Here is a 16936-nt window from a genome sequence, read left to right on the forward strand (position 1 = left end):
GTCTCGGGTGGGGTGGTCTCGTCCGGCACAACGGACCGGGTCAGCCGGATATTCCGGGGCGGGAAGGCGACGCCGGCGGCGCCGCCGATCTGAGGGCGCCGCCGGAGTTCTTCGGGCGCGATCCCGGATGCATGCGGGAGCACTGGGCCACAGGTGCCGGCCCGCGTACACGTCTGGGCTCATCACCGTTGTTCACGGTGCAGGACCAGCCTAGTGAGGGCCCGTCGAAGCGCCGTCTCGAAAACAGACGAGCACGGTGGTTTAGGGGGAATATCTTCCTGGCCAAATGTGATTTGCCCCACTAAGGTGTTGCCCACGAAGAAGCTGTGCAACACACAAGCAGGGCCGGCGGACGGGTTAAGGGGGAGGTCGCATGACAACGGTCGGATGGTCACCGCAGGCACTGAGTCTGTGGGCCAAGACCGGACCGGAGTCGGAGGACTGGCTGGACCTTCCCCGTCACCTCACCGACAGCGCGGCCATCGGGGGATGGCTGTGGCGGTGCTGGCTGGCGCCGGGCGTCGCCGGCTGGCTGGAGGACGAGCTCGACCTGCGCGGCGAGGGGGATGTCCTTGGCGCATGGCTCGCGGGCGTCCATGACGTGGGCAAGGCGTCCGAGGTGTTCGAGGGGCAGCTCATGGGCGATCACACCAGGCTCCCGTTCGCGGAGCGCATCCGGGACGTCGGGCTGCCTCTCTCCGGGCCGGCAGGTCCCGCGGACAGTCACCCCCACTCTGCCGTCAGTCACGCCGCACTGAAGCGCTGGCTCGTGGTGGAGGGCTTGACCCGTTCCAGCCGCGCCGCCGCCTCGTTGGCCGAGATCGCCGGCGCCCACCACGGACTGCCTGCGACGCCCGCGGAGGTGCGGCGTGCGGAGAGCGCTGCGCGACGTCAGCCGTCATGGGCCGCGGTCCAAGACGAGCTCATCGCGGGCATCACGGACCGGCTCGGAGCCCACGACGTCCTGGGGCGCGTGCTCGCCGTCGAGCCGCGCGCCCACCACCAGATGCTGCTGACCGGTCTGGTGGTGATGGCGGACTGGATCGCCTCGAACCCGGACCTCTTCCCCCTCCTGCCCGCCGCCCTGCTGGACGAGGAGGCGCGGCTTGCCGACGCCGTGGCGACCCTCGACCTGGCCGGCCCGGCCCGGCCCCGTGTGCTGGAGGCCGATCCGGCGGCGGCCTATCGTCACGCCTTCGCCTGGCCGGAGGGGCGGCGGCCGTGGCCGGTGCAGGCGGAGATCCTGCGGGCCGCGGAGCAGATGGAGGGCCCCGGCCTGCTGTGCGTCGAGGCGCCGATGGGTGTCGGCAAGACGGAGGCGGCCCTGGCTGCCGCGCAGGTGATGATGCGCCGGACGGGGCGCAGCGGGGTGATCGTCGCAGCGCCCACCATGGCCACTTCGGACGCACTGTTCCGTCGAGTGCAGGTCTGGGCGGAACGCAACCTGGAGGGGGACGGCCCCGTTTCCCTGGTGCTGGCGCACTCGAAGGCTGCGCTGAATGCGGAGGCTGCCGCGATGCCCCGCGTCGGGATGGGCTCCCAGGACATCGGTCGAGACGATCCGCACGATCGCCACCAGTCTGTGGTCGCGCACCAATGGCTCAGCGGTCGCAAGAGGGGCATGCTCGCCTCCATCGCGGTGGGGACGGTGGATCAGGTGCTGTTCATGGCCCTGCAGTCCCGGCACGTGATGCTGCGGCACCTGGGCCTCGCGTCCAAGGTGGTCGTCATCGACGAGGCGCATGCCTACGACTCCTACATGAACCAGTACCTGTCGCGAGCTCTGCACTGGCTGGGGGCGTACGGCGTTCCGGTGGTCCTCCTCTCGGCGACGCTTCCGCATGCCATCCAGCAGGAACTCGTCGCGGCCTACATGGACGGCCGACACGGCGGTCGGAGGATCACGGCGCCGGAGACGGGCGCCGCCTATCCGGTGATCACCACCGCGGACCGGGCCGGGATCAGGGCGGAGCAGACGCCGGAGTCCGGGCGGCGCTCGGAGGTGGAGTTCACGGCCGTCGCGGATGACGAGGACTCGTTGCGGGGGCTGCTGACTCCGTGCGTGTCGGACGGAGGATGTTTGCTCGTGGTCTGCTCCACCGTCGCCCGAGCGCAGCATGCCTACGCGCTCGCCCGGGATCTCGTGGGGGATGACGCGGTGCTGCTGCACTCCCGCTTCCTCGCCCGGGACCGCGTCGAGAAGGAGGCCGTCCTGGTGACCGAGCTGGGCCCCGACGCGCGGCGAGGCCAGGGCCGGCCCGAGCGGCGGATCGTGGTGGCCACCCAGGTCGTGGAACAGTCTCTCGATCTGGACTTCGACGGCATGGTCACGGATGTCGCCCCCATGGACCTCATCCTTCAGCGCACGGGGCGTGTGCACCGCCACGCACGCCCGGTGGAGGACCGGCCTGGCTGGGGCCGCGCGCCGCGCGTGTGGGTGCGTGGCGCCGTGGATCCGGGGGATGATGCCACCCCGCCGGCCTTCGAGAGCGGGGTGGAGGCCGTCTATGCGCCGGCGCTGCTGACGGCCACCTGGGGTCTGCTCTCCCTGGAGCGGGACGGGCGGACGGTGAGCCTCCCCCGGGAGATCCCGACGCTGGTCGCGGGGGCCTACGCGGAGCGGCCGGCACTGCCCGAGGCCTGGGGCGAATCTTTTGTGGTGCAGCGGAAGGAGTGGGAGGCGCGGCAGGAGACGGCGCGGAATCGGGCCAAGGGCTTCCTCCTGCCGACGGCGAAGGGCGTGAAGTACTTCCGCGACCTGTGGGCCGGGCCGACGGGGGACCCCGGGACCGAGCGGGGCGAGGCTGCCGGGCTGGCGCAGGTCCGCGACACGGACCCCACGCTCGAGGTGCTCCTCGTCCGGGCGGCGGAGGGCGGCTACGTCCCCTGGGGCTCCCCCGGCGACGCGGAGGTGACCTTCACGGGGAAGGCGCTCTCCCCGTGGCGTGCCCGGCAAATCGCCGAGTCCTCGGTGCGACTGCCAGGGCGCTTCTCCCGCATGCCGCTCTTCGAACGGGCGCTGGACGAGCTGGAACAGGGCACGGACGTCGCCTGGCAGCAGTGCTCCCTGCTGCGGGGACAGCTGCAGCTCATCGCCGACGAGGAGGGGCGGACGACGGTGGCGGGCGTCGACCTCCGCTACGACCTCGACCTCGGCCTGCTGGACGGCCCCCAGACCACCCGGATGAACGAAGGAACGCGATGATGACCACGACGCAGGAGACCTTCAACCTCGTGGACCGACCGTGGATCCGTGTCCGCGCCCTCGACGGCGGGGAGCGGCTGCTCTCGGGACGCGAGGTGTTCGAGCAGTCCAGGACGATCGAGCGGATCGCAGGCGAGTCCCCGCAGCAGGACGCCGCGGTGCTCCGGGTGCTGCTCGCCGCCTGGTGGAGCGCCGTCCGGGAGGAGCCGCAGCTCAGCGACGGTGATGCCCGCGCAGCGGGTGAGTGGTGGATCGACCAGTTCACGTCCACGGACGTGCCCGGAGGCCGGGTGGCCATGGACCGCTACTGGAACGCGGTGCGCGGGCGCTGGGACCTGCTGGATCCCGTGGCACCGTTCATGCAGGTCTCGGATCTCCACACAGCCAAGGGGGAGTGGAGCTCGGTGCGCAAGCTGCTGCCGGACGCTGAGTCCTCCTACTTCACCCTGCGCGAGGGCGACGCCGCGGAGTCCCTGGCCCTGGACGAGGCGGCGCGCTGGCTCGTGCACCTGCAGGCGTGGAACTACTCGGGCATCAAGTCCGGCGCGGTCGGCGATCCGCGCGTCAAGGGAGGGAGGGGATACCCCATCGGCACGGGGTGGAGCGGCAAGGCCGGCGTCGTCGTGCTGCACGGACGGGACCTCGCTGAGACGCTTCTGCTGAACACACCGCCGACCAAGGTGTTCCTGAATGACGTCGAGACCGACCGCCCCGTCTGGGAGCGGGAGCCGGACATGGCCGCCTCCCGGGGCGTCGAGGCACCGGCGGGCCCCCGTGATCTGCTGACGTGGCAGATCCGGCGGGTCCGTCTGCGCATCGAGGACGGCCGCGTGACCGGCGCGGTCGTGTCCAACGGGGACAGGATCGAGCTGAAGAACCAGTTCGCCGACCCGATGACCGCCTATCGCCACAGCATCCCGCAGTCCAAGAAGGCCGGCACGGACGTCTGGATGCCACGGGAGCACAGCGAGAGCCGGACCCTCTGGCGCGGGGTCGAACCGCTGCTGCTGCGCGAGGGCATGGCGTCCTCCTCCTCCCGCGACCGCCCCCCGGCGACGACGGCAGACCTCTCCGGGCTCCACCAGGAGCTGCGGGTCGCGGACGTGGAGGACGTGCTGATCGGGGTCGAGATGATCGGCACCGTGTACGGGACCCAGGACGCCGTCGTGACCTCCACGATCCGGGAGGAGCTGCCACTGCGGCTGGCGGCCCTGACGTCACAGGATCCCGACGTCGCCGACACGATCGTGACCGCGGCGAAGCAGACCATGGACGCCGCCGTGGACCTCGGCCGGCTCGCCGGGAACCTGGCTGTGGCAGCGGGCGGCGAGTACTCGTTCGTCGCGGCGGCGACGGAGGCCGCCCTGGCAGGACTCACGGAGCCGTTCAAGGGCTGGCTCGCCCGCGTGGGACCGGACGCCGACCTCCAGGTGCTCCGAGACCAGTGGTTCGCCTCCGCTGACCGCCACCTGCGTGCGCACGGTGCACGTCTCGTCGCCGGAGCCGGCCCCGTCGCCGTCGTCGGCCGCGAGGACGCGGACGGCCGGCTTCATTCGGCGGCCACGGCCTGGGGAAGCTTCACCTACGCCATCGACAAGACCCTCGACGGCCCGGCCCGTCGTCGGCGCAACGCACCGGCCGACACCCGTGACGAGACCGTGTCGACATGACAGCCGTCCGCCCCCAGACCCCCGCAGCACCTCAGGAGGAGACCATGACCACCACCGACCTGCCGGATGCCGTCCCTTCGGGGGCGGCCCCGTCCGAGGAGGAGCCGCGCGAGCCCACGCTGTACCGTGCGACGGCCTCCGCCGCCCACCGCCTCCAGGCGGCTGTGCTGGGCGCCGATGACGCTGCCGCCGCATCAGCCCGGGCGACCCTGAGTCGTCTGCGCTGCGCCGTCGCCCAGGAACCCGGTGAGGACCCACTCGCCTGGAACGCCGTGGCAGAGGATCTCCTGGGGGAGCTGCCCCCGCAGGACCTCGGCCGGGGAGACGCTCCGTCCCCCGCCGAATGGGCCGCATTCGTGGCCATCACGCTCTTCGCCGCACATCAGCAGTCCCAGCGGGCACCCATGCACGTCAAGGGCATGAGCGTCGGGGCGGCTGCGGCCCGTCTGCGGCGCGCCACGGAGAGCGGCTCGATCAAGCAGCGGCTGGACGCCGTGATGGTCTCGGCGACTCCGCGGGCTCTGCGCTACCACCTGCGGTCGTTGGTCTCCCTGTTCGCTGCGCACGGCATCCCCCTCGACTACGGGGCGCTCGCCGAGGACCTCCGGCGGCTGCGACAGCCGGCCCGTCGCAGCGGCGTCCTGCTGCGCTGGGGGCGGGACTACGCCGCCGGACTCTCCCGCAGCCGGGCCGCTGAACCGAACGACGCCTGACACCCCTTCCCGTTCCATCCACCCCCTCACCTGGAGGACACCATGAGCCTGTTCATCGACATCCACGCCCTGCAGACCCTGCCCCCGAACAACATCAACCGCGACGACACCGGATCGCCGAAGACCGCCACGTTCGGCGGAGTCCCGCGCCAGCGTGTGTCGTCTCAGGCGTGGAAGCGCGCGATCCGCAAGGACTTCGAGCAGCAGCTGAATCCGGACGAGCTCGGCGTGCGCACCAAGCGTGTCGTCGAGCGCATCGCCCGGCGCGTCCTGGAGCTGCAGGGCACCCCTGAGACGGACGTCCGCGACCCGCAGCAGCGCGCCGCACTGGCCGAGGCGGCCGGGCGGGTCGAGGCGCTGCTCAAGGGCGCCGGCTTCAAGCCGGAGAAGCCCAAGGCCAAGGCCAAGAAGGACGTCACCGAGGAGGAGCAGCTCGAGGCTCTCTTCGCCGAGGTCTCCTACCTGATGTTCCTCAGCGACAAGCAGATCACGGCGGCGGCCCAGGCGATCATCGAGACCCCGGACGGACCCTGGAGCAAGAAGACGGCAGCCGCCCTCCTGGACGATGCGCACTCGGTGGACATCGCGATGTTCGGCCGCATGATCGCCGACGCCTCCGACTTCAGGGTGGACGCCTCCGTGCAGGTGGCGCACGCCATCAGCGTCAGCGCCTCGGAGCCGGAGTTCGACTACTTCACCGCCGTCGACGATGTCCGGGAGGACGTGGAGGAGTCCGGGGCAGGGATGATCGGCACGGTCACCTTCACATCGTCCACCCTCTACCGCTACGCGAACGTCAATGTCGGGGCACTCGCCGCGAACCTCGGTTCCGAGGAGGCCGCGTTGCGGGCAGCGCAGGCCTTCGTCAGGTCCTTCATCCGCTCGATGCCCACGGGCAAGCAGAACACCTTCGCCAACACGACACTGCCGGACCTCGTGGTCGTCGCGCTGCGGGAGGACCGGCCGATCTCCTGGGTCAACGCCTTCGAGGACCCGGTGCCCACCGAGGTCGAGGGCGGCCGCCGCAAGGAGGCCGCGGCGCGCCTGGCCGCCGAGGCCGCCGCGCTCGAGAGCATGTACGCGGCTCCGGCTCGACGCACCTGGGTGATCGCGCTGCCCGCGCTCGCCGACGCCGTCGCCGCCCTCGGTGCCCCCGTGGACCAGCGGACCCTGCTGACGCAGCTGGAGGTCGAGCTGCAGGAGGCGACGGCGTGACTGGCACCCTGCTCCTGAGGCTGAAGGGCCCCTTGCAGTCCTGGGGCTCCTCGAGTCGCCATCAGCGTCGGGAGACGCACCCGGTCCCGACGAAGTCCGCGGTGGTGGGTCTTCTCGCCGCGGCCGAGGGTCGCCGTCGCACCGATCCCGTGGAGGACATCGCAGCCCTCGAGTTCGGCGTGCGTGTGGACCAGCCGGGGACCCTCCTGCGTGACTACCAGACCGCCGCCGACTGGCAGCGGAATCCGACGGCGGCCGCGAAGCTGAGCGAGCGCTTCTACCTGCAGGACGCCTGTTTCGTCGCGGGAGTGTCGGGGCCGGAGGAGTTGCTCGAGGGAATGGAGCATGCGCTCCGCAATCCGGTGTTCCCCCTGTACCTGGGGCGCCGCTCGTGTCCCGCCGATCCCCGGCTAGTGATCGGCTGGTTCGACCTCGGCGTGGAGGCGGCGCTGCGGGAGGTGCCGTGGCAGGCTGCCGACTGGTATCGGCGCACCCGCGCGAGGCGGGTGCCCTTGCCGATCTACCGGGACGCCCAGCCCGGGGAGGTCGTGGAGGAGCGGGTGCAGGACCTGCCGCTGAGCTTCGACCCGGCCCGCCGGGAGTATGGCTGGCGCGCGGTGCACATGCCCGCGCCGCTCGTCGTGGAGAACAAGCAGGGACGGGACCATGCAGACCCGTTCTGGGAGGCGGTGATGAGCGCATGACGGTGCTCGCCAGGATGTCCTTGAATGCGGCGACGCGCGGTGGTCGGAGACTGCTGGGCGATCGCCAGGCCATGCACGCCGCGGTCATGTCGGCCTTCTCGCCGGGAGCGCACGACGCGATGGCCGGCCGGGTGCTGTGGCGGGTGGACCATGAGGCCCACCGCCACACGCTGTATGCCGTCAGCCCGGTGGAGCCTGACCTGACGCATGTCGTGGAGCAGGCAGGGTGGGCTGGTGAGTCGTGGGACGCGGCGGACTACGACCCGTTTCTCAGCCGTCTCGTGACGGGGCAACGGTGGGCGTTCCGGCTCGCTGCGAACCCGGTGAAGGCCAAGGCCCAGCCGGACGGCCGACGCAGCAAGGTCCTGCCCCATGTGACGCCGGCCCAGCAGGTGGCCTGGCTGCAGGAACGTGCCGCAGGGTGGGGGTTCAGCGTGCCGGCGGCGGGCGAGTCGGACGGCCCCGGGGCCGTCACGGTGACCCACCGCGCCGATGAGAGATTCGGTCGGGGGCAGAATGGGGCGGGCAGGCGACGGAGCCGGGTCACGTTGCGGGTGGTCCAGTTCGACGGGGTGCTCGACGTGGCGGATGCGTCGTTGCTGCGGCAGGCGCTGACAGGTGGCATGGGCAGGGCCAAGGGCTACGGCTGCGGCCTGATGACCCTGCGGCCGATCGCGCGATGACCGGGGGTGGCGGGAAGCCGCGCATGGAGGCGCGGGAGCTGACGCGGGTGGCCGATCGGCTGTCCTTCGTCTATCTGGAGCGCGCCACGGTGCACCGGGACGGCAACGCGATCACGGCGACCGATCAGGACGGAGTGCTGCACATCCCCTCCGCGGCGCTGGGCTGCCTGCTCCTGGGGCCGGGGACGCGTGTGACCCATGCGGCGATGTCCCTTCTGGGTGACTCTGGTGCCTCCGTGGTGTGGGTGGGGGAGAACGGTGTCCGGTACTACGCCCATGGGCGGAGCCTGGCCCGGTCGACTCGCCTGCTGATCTGTCAGGCGGAGCTGGTGTCCAACACGCGCTCTCGCCTGGCGGTGGCCCGGCGCATGTACGCGATGCGGTTCCCGGGGGAGGACGTCTCCGCGCTCACGGTGCAGCAGCTGCGTGGACGCGAGGGGGCGCGTGTCCGAGGCCTGTATAGGCGCATGGCGGCGCAGTACGACGTGGAGTGGACGCGTCGTGACTACGACCCGGAGAACTTCGAGGACGGGAACCTGGCGAATCGTGCACTGACAGTGGCCAACACGGCGCTCTACGGGATCGTCCACGCCGTGGTGGTGGCGCTGGGATGTGCCGCAGGCCTCGGGTTCGTCCATACGGGCAATGACAGGTCGTTCGTCTACGACGTGGCAGACCTCTACAAGGCCGACATCGCCATCCCCGTGGCGTTCCGTGTCGCCGGGACGCCGGGAGCTGATGTGGAGACGGATGTGCGGCGAGCCGTGCGAGACGCCGTCGTGAAGGAGCGCCTGCTGGAGAGGATCGCCCGTGACGTGGGCGAGCTTCTTCTGGGGCTCGAGGAGCTTCCGGAGGAGTGGGACCAGGAGGACGGCCTGTCCCTGTGGAGCGGGCGAGGCCAGCAGACCGTCCCCGGCGGCGTGAGCTACGGAGAGCGCGCATGATGGTCCTGGTCCTCACGGCGGCGCCTGCCGGCCTGCGCGGAGAGCTGACTCGCTGGCTGATGGAGATCGACGCGGGCGTGTTCGTGGGGAACCCGTCGGCGCGAATCCGTGACGAACTCTGGGCGAAGACGAAGCAGGACGTCAGGGAGGGGCGTGCCCTGCTCGTCTACACGGCAGCGACAGAACAGAGAATGCGCGTCGAGACGCACCGGCATCATTGGCAGCCCGTCGACGTGGAAGGACTGACCCTGATGCGGCGCCCGCTTCCGGAAGGATCCCGGCAGGATGGCCCGCAACGACGTACTGGATGGAGCGCTGCGCGGATGCGGCAACGCTCGTTGAGGCCGTCGTGGCGGCGCCAGCAAGACGGCCAAAGTGAATGAAACGCACGCCGAGGCGTGCGGCTAGGCTTGGAACCGGGCCAATTTTCAAGTGTGCTCCCCGCGCGAGCGGGGATGAGCCGTTCGCCTTGTCGACGCCGGCCGGGTAGTCGAAGTGCTCCCCGCGCGAGCGGGGATGAGCCCATGTGCACGGTGTTGCCGGCGGACCCGTAGCAGTGCTCCCCGCGCGAGCGGGGATGAGCCCTCGCCAGGCTTGCGGCCGAGGGGGTCGTTGTGGTGCTCCCCGCGCGAGCGGGGATGAGCCCGTCACGGCCACGAGGCGGCCCCACCGGAACACGTGCTCCCCGCGCGAGCGGGGATGAGCCCTCCTTGACCGCGTCACCGGCCTTATCCATGCCGTGCTCCCCGCGCGAGCGGGGATGAGCCCTCGTGCTCTCCGATCCGGACGATCATGGTCCGGTGCTCCCCGCGCGAGCGGGGATGAGCCGGTGACGGCCTCCAAGGCCCTGTTCGCGGACGCGTGCTCCCCGCGCGAGCGGGGATGAGCCGCTCACACCCTGCCCGGGCCCGTTCGAGGTGACGTGCTCCCCGCGCGAGCGGGGATGAGCCCCGTCTCGTCCAGGTGTCGCCGCCGTCCATGGAGTGCTCCCCGCGCGAGCGGGGATGAGCCCGTGCAGATCACGAACTTCCGCACGGAGGACGCGTGCTCCCCGCGCGAGCGGGGATGAGCCCCGGAGTAGTCAACCCGCTTGAGGGTCCGCCAGGTGCTCCCCGCGCGAGCGGGGATGAGCCCCCCGGCGGCGTCGGGCACCTGTGGGTCAAGGCGTGCTCCCCGCGCGAGCGGGGATGAGCCGGTGTCCCACGGCTCCATCCGCTCCGCCAAGACGTGCTCCCCGCGCGAGCGGGGATGAGCCGATGTCCTTGACGGTCAGGCCCCACCAGGTCTCGTGCTCCCCGCGCGAGCGGGGATGAGCCTCCCCGTGCCAACCGATGGGAATGGAGAAACCGGTGCTCCCCGCGCGAGCGGGGATGAGCCCAGGATCCAGGGCAAGACCGTGGACCTCACCGCGTGCTCCCCGCGCGAGCGGGGATGAGCCGAAGCGAGCGCCGGTGGCGTCCCGGTAGCAGATGTGCTCCCCGCGCGAGCGGGGATGAGCCCCCGTCCTGCTGCAGGACCAGCAGCCGGTCCCCGTGCTCCCCGCGCGAGCGGGGATGAGCCGTTGGCGCCGTCGTGGAACTCCACCTGGCACCTGTGCTCCCCGCGCGAGCGGGGATGAGCCCCATCCGCCCCCGAAGCACGGCTCCCCGTCAGCGTGCTCCCCGCGCGAGCGGGAATGAGCCCTGGAATCTGGTGCTCAAGGGCATCATCGAGGGGTGCTCCCCGCGCGAGCGGGGATGAGCCCCAGCGCTACACCCACTTCGACCACCCCGCGTTGTGCTCCCCGCGCGAGCGGGGATGAGCCCCGATCGCTCGACGCGTCCCGCTGGGCGATGAAGTGCTCCCCGCGCGAGCGGGGATGAGCCGGAGGGCATGACCCCGCAGGTCGACGTGTGGGAGTGCTCCCCGCGCGAGCGGGGATGAGCCGTTCGAGCCGAGCACCCGGAGACCGTTGTCGTAGTGCTCCCCGCGCGAGCGGGGATGAGCCCTACGTGGAGCGGGCCCGGTACCTGCTGGACCGGTGCTCCCCGCGCGAGCGGGGATGAGCCGTCCCGGACCATGCCGAGGACTGGCAGGATGACGTGCTCCCCGCGCGAGCGGGGATGAGCCCCTGCCGTGGACGTCCGTGACCGGGAAGCCGTCGTGCTCCCCGCGCGAGCGGGGATGAGCCCTGGCAGATCGCCCGGCTCTGAACCGGGAGGTTGTGCTCCCCGCGCGAGCGGGGATGAGCCCCACCAGCGGGGAAAGTGCTCGACCCACTCGCCGTGCTCCCCGCGCGAGCGGGGATGAGCCCGCCGTATCCGTGAGCTCAAACGCCGGGAGATCGTGCTCCCCGCGCGAGCGGGGATGAGCCGAGCGGGCATGGAAGAACGCACGTCAGCGGGACGTGCTCCCCGCGCGAGCGGGGATGAGCCGGCGTACCTCGGCGCGGACGGCGCCTGGCACGTGTGCTCCCCGCGCGAGCGGGGATGAGCCCTCGTCGATGACACCGTGGGCGCCGGAGACGAGGTGCTCCCCGCGCGAGCGGGGATGAGCCGGAGCTCGTCGACCGGCTCACCACCCACACCCCGTGCTCCCCGCGCGAGCGGGGATGAGCCGAACGTGGGCGGGAGTGGGTTCAAGACGCTGGCGTGCTCCCCGCGCGAGCGGGGATGAGCCCTTGATGAACTGCCGTCCACCGGCTTCCCAGTCGTGCTCCCCGCGCGAGCGGGGATGAGCCCCCCTCCGTGCGAGTGCGCCGTAGGTCATCCTCGTGCTCCCCGCGCGAGCGGGGATGAGCCGCGCTGGGCCACGTGCCACTCGGCCGCGTCGATGTGCTCCCCGCGCGAGCGGGGATGAGCCCATCTCGGTCAACGTGCCGGGCGTGGACTTCTTGTGCTCCCCGCGCGAGCGGGGATGAGCCGGCGGTGACGTAGTGCGGCCTCCAGTCGCGGAGGTGCTCCCCGCGCGAGCGGGGATGAGCCTACCGGCCCGGGCAGACCAACGCCCGCGGCACCGTGCTCCCCGCGCGAGCGGGGATGAGCCGTGGGCCGTACGTGCCAGCGACGGTGAGATGTAGTGCTCCCCGCGCGAGCGGGGATGAGCCCAAGTGGTGGACCGTCCGCGCCGTGAGCGACCGGTGCTCCCCGCGCGAGCGGGGATGAGCCGGCCCGGCGCGAGCGGAGCCGAGACAACATCGCGTGCTCCCCGCGCGAGCGGGGATGAGCCCATACACGCCTATGGGGGAGGGGGCAACCCCCGGTGCTCCCCGCGCGAGCGGGGATGAGCCGGAACTCCCACATGCGCCACCAGGAGAACCGCCGTGCTCCCCGCGCGAGCGGGGATGAGCCGCACGCCCTCACCGGCGCCTTTGATGGCCGCATGTGCTCCCCGCGCGAGCGGGGATGAGCCGCCCTGGTGGCTGAGGCCCGCGTGCGCTCCACCGTGCTCCCCGCGCGAGCGGGGATGAGCCGCCACGACACTTGCCCCGTGAACCATAGAGCGCGTGCTCCCCGCGCGAGCGGGGATGAGCCCAGGGCGCGGCGCAGCTCCGGCCCCGCGTCCACGTGCTCCCCGCGCGAGCGGGGATGAGCCGCATGAGCACCGAGAACGTGGAAGTCCCCAAGCGTGCTCCCCGCGCGAGCGGGGATGAGCCCAACGGCGGGGCGCCGGTGGCGATGCTCGGCTCGTGCTCCCCGCGCGAGCGGGGATGAGCCGGGCCTGTGACCATGAGCGTGGACGAGCTGACCGTGCTCCCCGCGCGAGCGGGGATGAGCCCGCGCGGCGGGCGAGCCCGCTGCTGTCGGTGAGGTGCTCCCCGCGCGAGCGGGGATGAGCCCCAGAACACGTTCATCGGCGGGCGCTGGCACCTGTGCTCCCCGCGCGAGCGGGGATGAGCCCACCCGCCAGTCGTGGCCGTTCGACCGGACGGAGTGCTCCCCGCGCGAGCGGGGATGAGCCGGTGGAGGGACACGGTCACGTCCGCCTTGATATGTGCTCCCCGCGCGAGCGGGGATGAGCCCCACGATGACCACCCAGACCCGCCCCCAGACGAGTGCTCCCCGCGCGAGCGGGGATGAACCGTGCTGCTGATCAACACCCCGCCCGGTGACCCGGTGCTCCCCGCGCGAGCGGGGATGAGCCGACCTCGCCCTGCTTGGTGATGCGGTAGTGCCCGGTGCTCCCTGCGCGAGCGGGGATGAGCCCGTCCCCCGCGGCCGCGGCCCGGCTGCCCGCGAGTGCTCCCCGCGCGAGCGGGGATGAGCCGTACCGGACGACCGGGACGGTGACCCTGCGGGGGTGCTCCCCGCGCGAGCGGGGATGAGCCCTCCGTGGCCGCACGACTGGGAGAGGTGGGGGCGTGCTCCCCGCGCGAGCGGGGATGAGCCGCCGTCACCTTCCAGGCCGGCCTGCCGCTAGGCGTGCTCCCCGCGCGAGCGGGGATGAGCCCAGATAGGAGCCCTGAGATGGCCAAGGCTGACGGTGCTCCCCGCGCGAGCGGGGATGAGCCCAGAAGTTCCACTACGGCCTGGACATGGCCGACGTGCTCCCCGCGCGAGCGGGGATGAGCCTGCCGTGTCGTAGAGGGTGAAAAGCTCACTGTCGTGCTCCCCGCGCGAGCGGGGATGAGCCGCGGCCCCGCTCCGAGGTCGCCATGCAGACCGCGTGCTCCCCGCGCGAGCGGGGATGAGCCGGGCTTGCCGGATCCCTCCCACCTGCAGCCGATGTGCTCCCCGCGCGAGCGGGGATGAGCCCTCACGAACGTAGGGGACGACGAGGGTGCAGGCGTGCTCCCCGCGCGAGCGGGGATGAGCCTACCGCCGGGCGTCCCGGCTGGAGATGTTCCGAGTGCTCCCCGCGCGAGCGGGGATGAGCCGGTGCGGGTCTGCTCGCGGCCGGACCCGTCCGTGTGCTCCCCGCGCGAGCGGGGATGAGCCCACCACCGCCCGCGACCGCGCCAGAGCCCTAGTGTGCTCCCCGCGCGAGCGGGGATGAGCCCCACGGGGTCACCGTCCTCAACGCCCCCGGGACGTGCTCCCCGCGCGAGCGGGGATGAGCCACACTCAAGGGACCGGGTAGTACCGGCAGCTGGGTGCTCCCCGCGCGAGCGGGGATGAGCCTCGGGGCTCGCCGTTGGCGTGCTCCCCGCCGCGGTGCTCCCCGCGCGAGCGGGGATGAGCCGGTGCGGACCGTGTAGGCGTTGAAGCCGGGGTCGTGCTCCCCGCGCGAGCGGGGATGAGCCCGGCTCCACGTTCATGGACAAGAAGACCGGGACGTGCTCCCCGCGCGAGCGGGGATGAGCCTTGCAGCGCGACCACGCGGGCGGTCACCCGGGCGTGCTCCCCGCGCGAGCGGGGATGAGCCCCCCCCCCCCACACGAGGTTCGTGTAGGGGTCGGACAGGTGCTCCCCGCGCGAGCGGGGATGAGCCGGCGGGCGAGAACCTGGCCCGCCTCATGGGGAGGTGCTCCCCGCGCGAGCGGGGATGAGCCGCCGCCCGTCACCGCGGACACGATGCCCGCCCAGTGCTCCCCGCGCGAGCGGGGATGAGCCGGCCGCAGCAGCAGCCGAGGCCGCCGACGCCGAGTGCTCCCCGCGCGAGCGGGGATGAGCCGTCGCTGGGGCCTGCCCGCCCGGCCTCGCGGACGTGCTCCCCGCGCGAGCGGGGATGAGCCGTGGGGGTGCGCGGCGAGGTCGAAGTCGTCGGGGTGCTCCCCGCGCGAGCGGGGATGAGCCGCCGGTGCCGCCACGGGACAACTCGAAGCCAGTGTGCTCCCCGCGCGAGCGGGGATGAGCCCAGCGGCGAACACCACGGGCCGTTCCCCACCTTGTGCTCCCCGCGCGAGCGGGGATGAGCCCCGGGGGAGACGTGCGTGAAATAGCCACGTTGCGTGCTCCCCGCGCGAGCGGGGATGAGCCACGCGCGCGCATAGTGTCAAGTGGTTCACGAACGTGCTCCCCGCGCGAGCGGGGATGAGCCGCTGGGCCGGCCACATTCCATCGAGCACGACCAGTGCTCCCCGCGCGAGCGGGGATGAGCCCGCGGTGCACACGCCGCGGATCAGACGGGCCGGGTGCTCCCCGCGCGAGCGGGGATGAGCCGAGTGCCGCCCATGCAGACCAAGCCCCTGTCCTGTGCTCCCCGAGCGAGCGGGGATGAGCCCGGGTCGATCACGGCCACCGTGACGGTGCGTGGGTGCTCCCCGCGCGAGCGGGGATGAGCCCGATCAGCCACCAACCGAAGACCTTGGCGGCAAGTGCTCCCCGCGCGAGCGGGGATGAGCCCTGCCGGCTCAGCGCGAGGCCATGAAGCGCGCAGTGCTCCCCGCGCGAGCGGGGATGAGCCCGAGGTGCGGCCGACGGCCGCCGAGATCGTCCGGTGCTCCCCGCGCGAGCGGGGATGAGCCCAACCCCGGCCCCGGTGACGTCCTGATTCAGCGGTGCTCCCCGCGCGAGCGGAGATGAGCCCTGCAGCGCGTTGTCCAGCCGCAGGTGCAGGCGGTGCTCCCCGCGCGAGCGGGGATGAGCCGTTCCGGCGCCGGTCTGCATGGCCTGGATCATCGTGCTCCCCGCGCGAGCGGGGATGAGCCGACGCGTGCGTGACGTTCGGCCCACGCAGGGCCGTGCTCCCCGCGCGAGCGGGGATGAGCCCGGCGGCATCGGGTAGCCCTGCGTCAGGCTGTCGTGCTCCCCACGCGAGCGGGGATGAGCCCGATCCGATGGTGACGCCCACGGCAGCCGCGCCGTGCTCCCCGCGCGAGCGGGGATGAGCCGCGGTACGTCGCCACCACGGACGTGAACCGTCGGTGCTCCCCGCGCGAGCGGGGATGAGCCCCGGTGGGCCCCCGGCATGGCCGCCGATGCGGTGTGCTCCCCGCGCGAGCGGGGATGAGCCGGCACCGGACCCGTCGCAGCCGCTGCAGTACGCGTGCTCCCCGCGCGAGCGGGGATGAGCCGGCCGCGAAGTTATGCGACGCCATGCCCGGGGTGTGCTCCCCGCGCGAGCGGGGATGAGCCCGACGCGCCGACCCGCCGCGAGCAGGCGGCCGCGTGCTCCCCGCGCGAGCGGGGATGAGCCCAGGGTGGGGGACAGGGCCCCCTGCGCGGTCGCGTGCTCCCCGCGCGAGCGGGGATGAGCCGTCAGCGGGTGCATGAGGTGATCCTCTCGAGGTGTGCTCCCCGCGCGAGCGGGGATGAGCCCCGCGACATGCTCGCGCTCGTCTACATGGCGAAGTGCTCCCCGCGCGAGCGGGGATGAGCCGGGGTACGTGGACACGGCGGTGGGCGGCCGCGCGTGCTCCCCGCGCGAGCGGGGATGAGCCTACGTGGTGCCGGCCGCCGCCGGAGCGGCGCCCGTACTCCCCGCGCGAGCGGGGATGAGCCCACGGTGTGCGAGGACTCGTCGCCGTCCACGAGGTGCTCCCCGCGCGAGCGGGGATGAGCCGCGCACCCAGCGCGGCCATAGAGGGACTGGTGCACGTGTAGGTGACAGCCATCTTCACGCCGCGTCTGCGGGCGTGTGGTCCATGATCAACTCGTACTCAACCGGCGTCAATCGGTCCAGGCGCACCTGCCGGCGGCGGCGGTGGTAGGTCCGCTCGATCCAGGTGATGATCCCGGCCCGCAGCTCGTCCCGGGTGTCCCAGTCGCATCGGTCCAGCACGTTCTTCTGCAGCAACGCGAAGAAGGACTCCATGGCCGCATTGTCCCCGGCTGAGCCGACCTGACCCATGGACCCGATCAGCCCGTGGGTGGTGAGGGCGTCCTGGAAGGCGGTCGAGCGGAACTGCGAGCCGCGGTCCGAGTGCACGATGCACCCGGCCA

Annotated in this window: 9 protein-coding genes and 1 CRISPR repeat array; of the genes, 8 read left to right on the forward strand and 1 reads right to left on the reverse strand. The window is 72.3% G+C overall.

The genetic code is table 11. The annotated features are described in order from the left end of the window. Nucleotides 1-373 precede the first annotated feature (373 nt). From cas3 to cas2e, 8 genes are read left to right on the forward strand one after another with little or no spacing between them, the layout of a single operon-like run. A complete protein-coding gene (gene cas3 / locus BJ976_RS11605) occupies nucleotides 374-3205 on the forward strand; it encodes a CRISPR-associated helicase Cas3' (protein WP_135030487.1) in 2832 nt (943 codons plus the stop codon). Further along, nucleotides 3205-4875 carry a type I-E CRISPR-associated protein Cse1/CasA gene (casA, locus tag BJ976_RS11610; protein WP_167736950.1) on the forward strand — a complete coding sequence of 557 codons (1671 nt, stop codon included), beginning with the start codon at nucleotides 3205-3207 and terminating at the stop codon, nucleotides 4873-4875. The genes cas3 and casA overlap by 1 nt, the downstream gene beginning before the upstream one ends. A gap of 44 nt (nucleotides 4876-4919) precedes the next feature. Then, nucleotides 4920-5588, forward strand: coding sequence for a type I-E CRISPR-associated protein Cse2/CasB (casB, locus tag BJ976_RS11615; RefSeq protein WP_167736951.1), 669 nt, complete (start codon nucleotides 4920-4922; stop codon nucleotides 5586-5588). 42 nt (nucleotides 5589-5630) lie between these two features. Next, nucleotides 5631-6803, forward strand: coding sequence for a type I-E CRISPR-associated protein Cas7/Cse4/CasC (gene cas7e / locus BJ976_RS11620; protein WP_135030490.1), 1173 nt, complete (start codon nucleotides 5631-5633; stop codon nucleotides 6801-6803). Then, the gene (gene cas5e, locus BJ976_RS11625) at nucleotides 6800-7507 is read left to right on the forward strand and encodes a type I-E CRISPR-associated protein Cas5/CasD (protein ID WP_135030491.1); all 708 of its coding nucleotides are present in this window, start codon (nucleotides 6800-6802) and stop codon (nucleotides 7505-7507) included. The genes cas7e and cas5e overlap by 4 nt, the downstream gene beginning before the upstream one ends. Further along, nucleotides 7504-8190, forward strand: a complete 687-nt coding sequence (cas6e, locus tag BJ976_RS11630) for a type I-E CRISPR-associated protein Cas6/Cse3/CasE (protein WP_184231873.1) — start codon at nucleotides 7504-7506, stop codon at nucleotides 8188-8190. The genes cas5e and cas6e overlap by 4 nt, the downstream gene beginning before the upstream one ends. 23 nt (nucleotides 8191-8213) lie before the next feature. Continuing rightward, nucleotides 8214-9134: a type I-E CRISPR-associated endonuclease Cas1e gene (cas1e, locus tag BJ976_RS11635; protein WP_229667431.1), complete on the forward strand. Its 921-nt coding sequence runs from the start codon at nucleotides 8214-8216 to the stop codon at nucleotides 9132-9134. Beyond that, on the forward strand, nucleotides 9131-9517 hold the full coding sequence (gene cas2e / locus BJ976_RS11640) for a type I-E CRISPR-associated endoribonuclease Cas2e (RefSeq protein WP_135030494.1): 387 nt from the start codon (nucleotides 9131-9133) through the stop codon (nucleotides 9515-9517). Before cas1e ends, cas2e begins: the two co-directional genes overlap by 4 nt. A 51-nt stretch (nucleotides 9518-9568) precedes the next feature. Beyond that, nucleotides 9569-16556: direct repeats of the CRISPR family, unit length 28 nt; unit sequence GTGCTCCCCGCGCGAGCGGGGATGAGCC. A 54-nt stretch (nucleotides 16557-16610) separates the two neighbouring features. Here cas2e and BJ976_RS11645 read toward each other — a convergent pair. Continuing rightward, nucleotides 16611-16936: integrase core domain-containing protein (locus BJ976_RS11645; protein WP_184231874.1), on the reverse strand; the 326-nt coding region annotated here is incomplete at its 5' end.

The organism is Micrococcus flavus, from assembly GCF_014204815.1.
In the GTDB taxonomy this organism is placed as follows: domain Bacteria; phylum Actinomycetota; class Actinomycetes; order Actinomycetales; family Micrococcaceae; genus Micrococcus; species Micrococcus flavus.

What these genes read in the sequence shown, in the direction of transcription:
- cas3 (WP_135030487.1), top strand. Translation starts at nt 374, where the DNA reads ATGACAACGGTCGGATGGTCACCGCAGGCACTGAGTCTGTGGGCCAAG.
- casA (WP_167736950.1), top strand. Translation starts at nt 3,205, where the DNA reads ATGACCACGACGCAGGAGACCTTCAACCTCGTGGACCGACCGTGGATC.
- casB (WP_167736951.1), top strand. Translation starts at nt 4,920, where the DNA reads ATGACCACCACCGACCTGCCGGATGCCGTCCCTTCGGGGGCGGCCCCG.
- cas7e (WP_135030490.1), top strand. Translation starts at nt 5,631, where the DNA reads ATGAGCCTGTTCATCGACATCCACGCCCTGCAGACCCTGCCCCCGAAC.
- cas6e (WP_184231873.1), top strand. Translation starts at nt 7,504, where the DNA reads ATGACGGTGCTCGCCAGGATGTCCTTGAATGCGGCGACGCGCGGTGGT.
- cas1e (WP_229667431.1), top strand. Translation starts at nt 8,214, where the DNA reads ATGGAGGCGCGGGAGCTGACGCGGGTGGCCGATCGGCTGTCCTTCGTC.
- cas2e (WP_135030494.1), top strand. Translation starts at nt 9,131, where the DNA reads ATGATGGTCCTGGTCCTCACGGCGGCGCCTGCCGGCCTGCGCGGAGAG.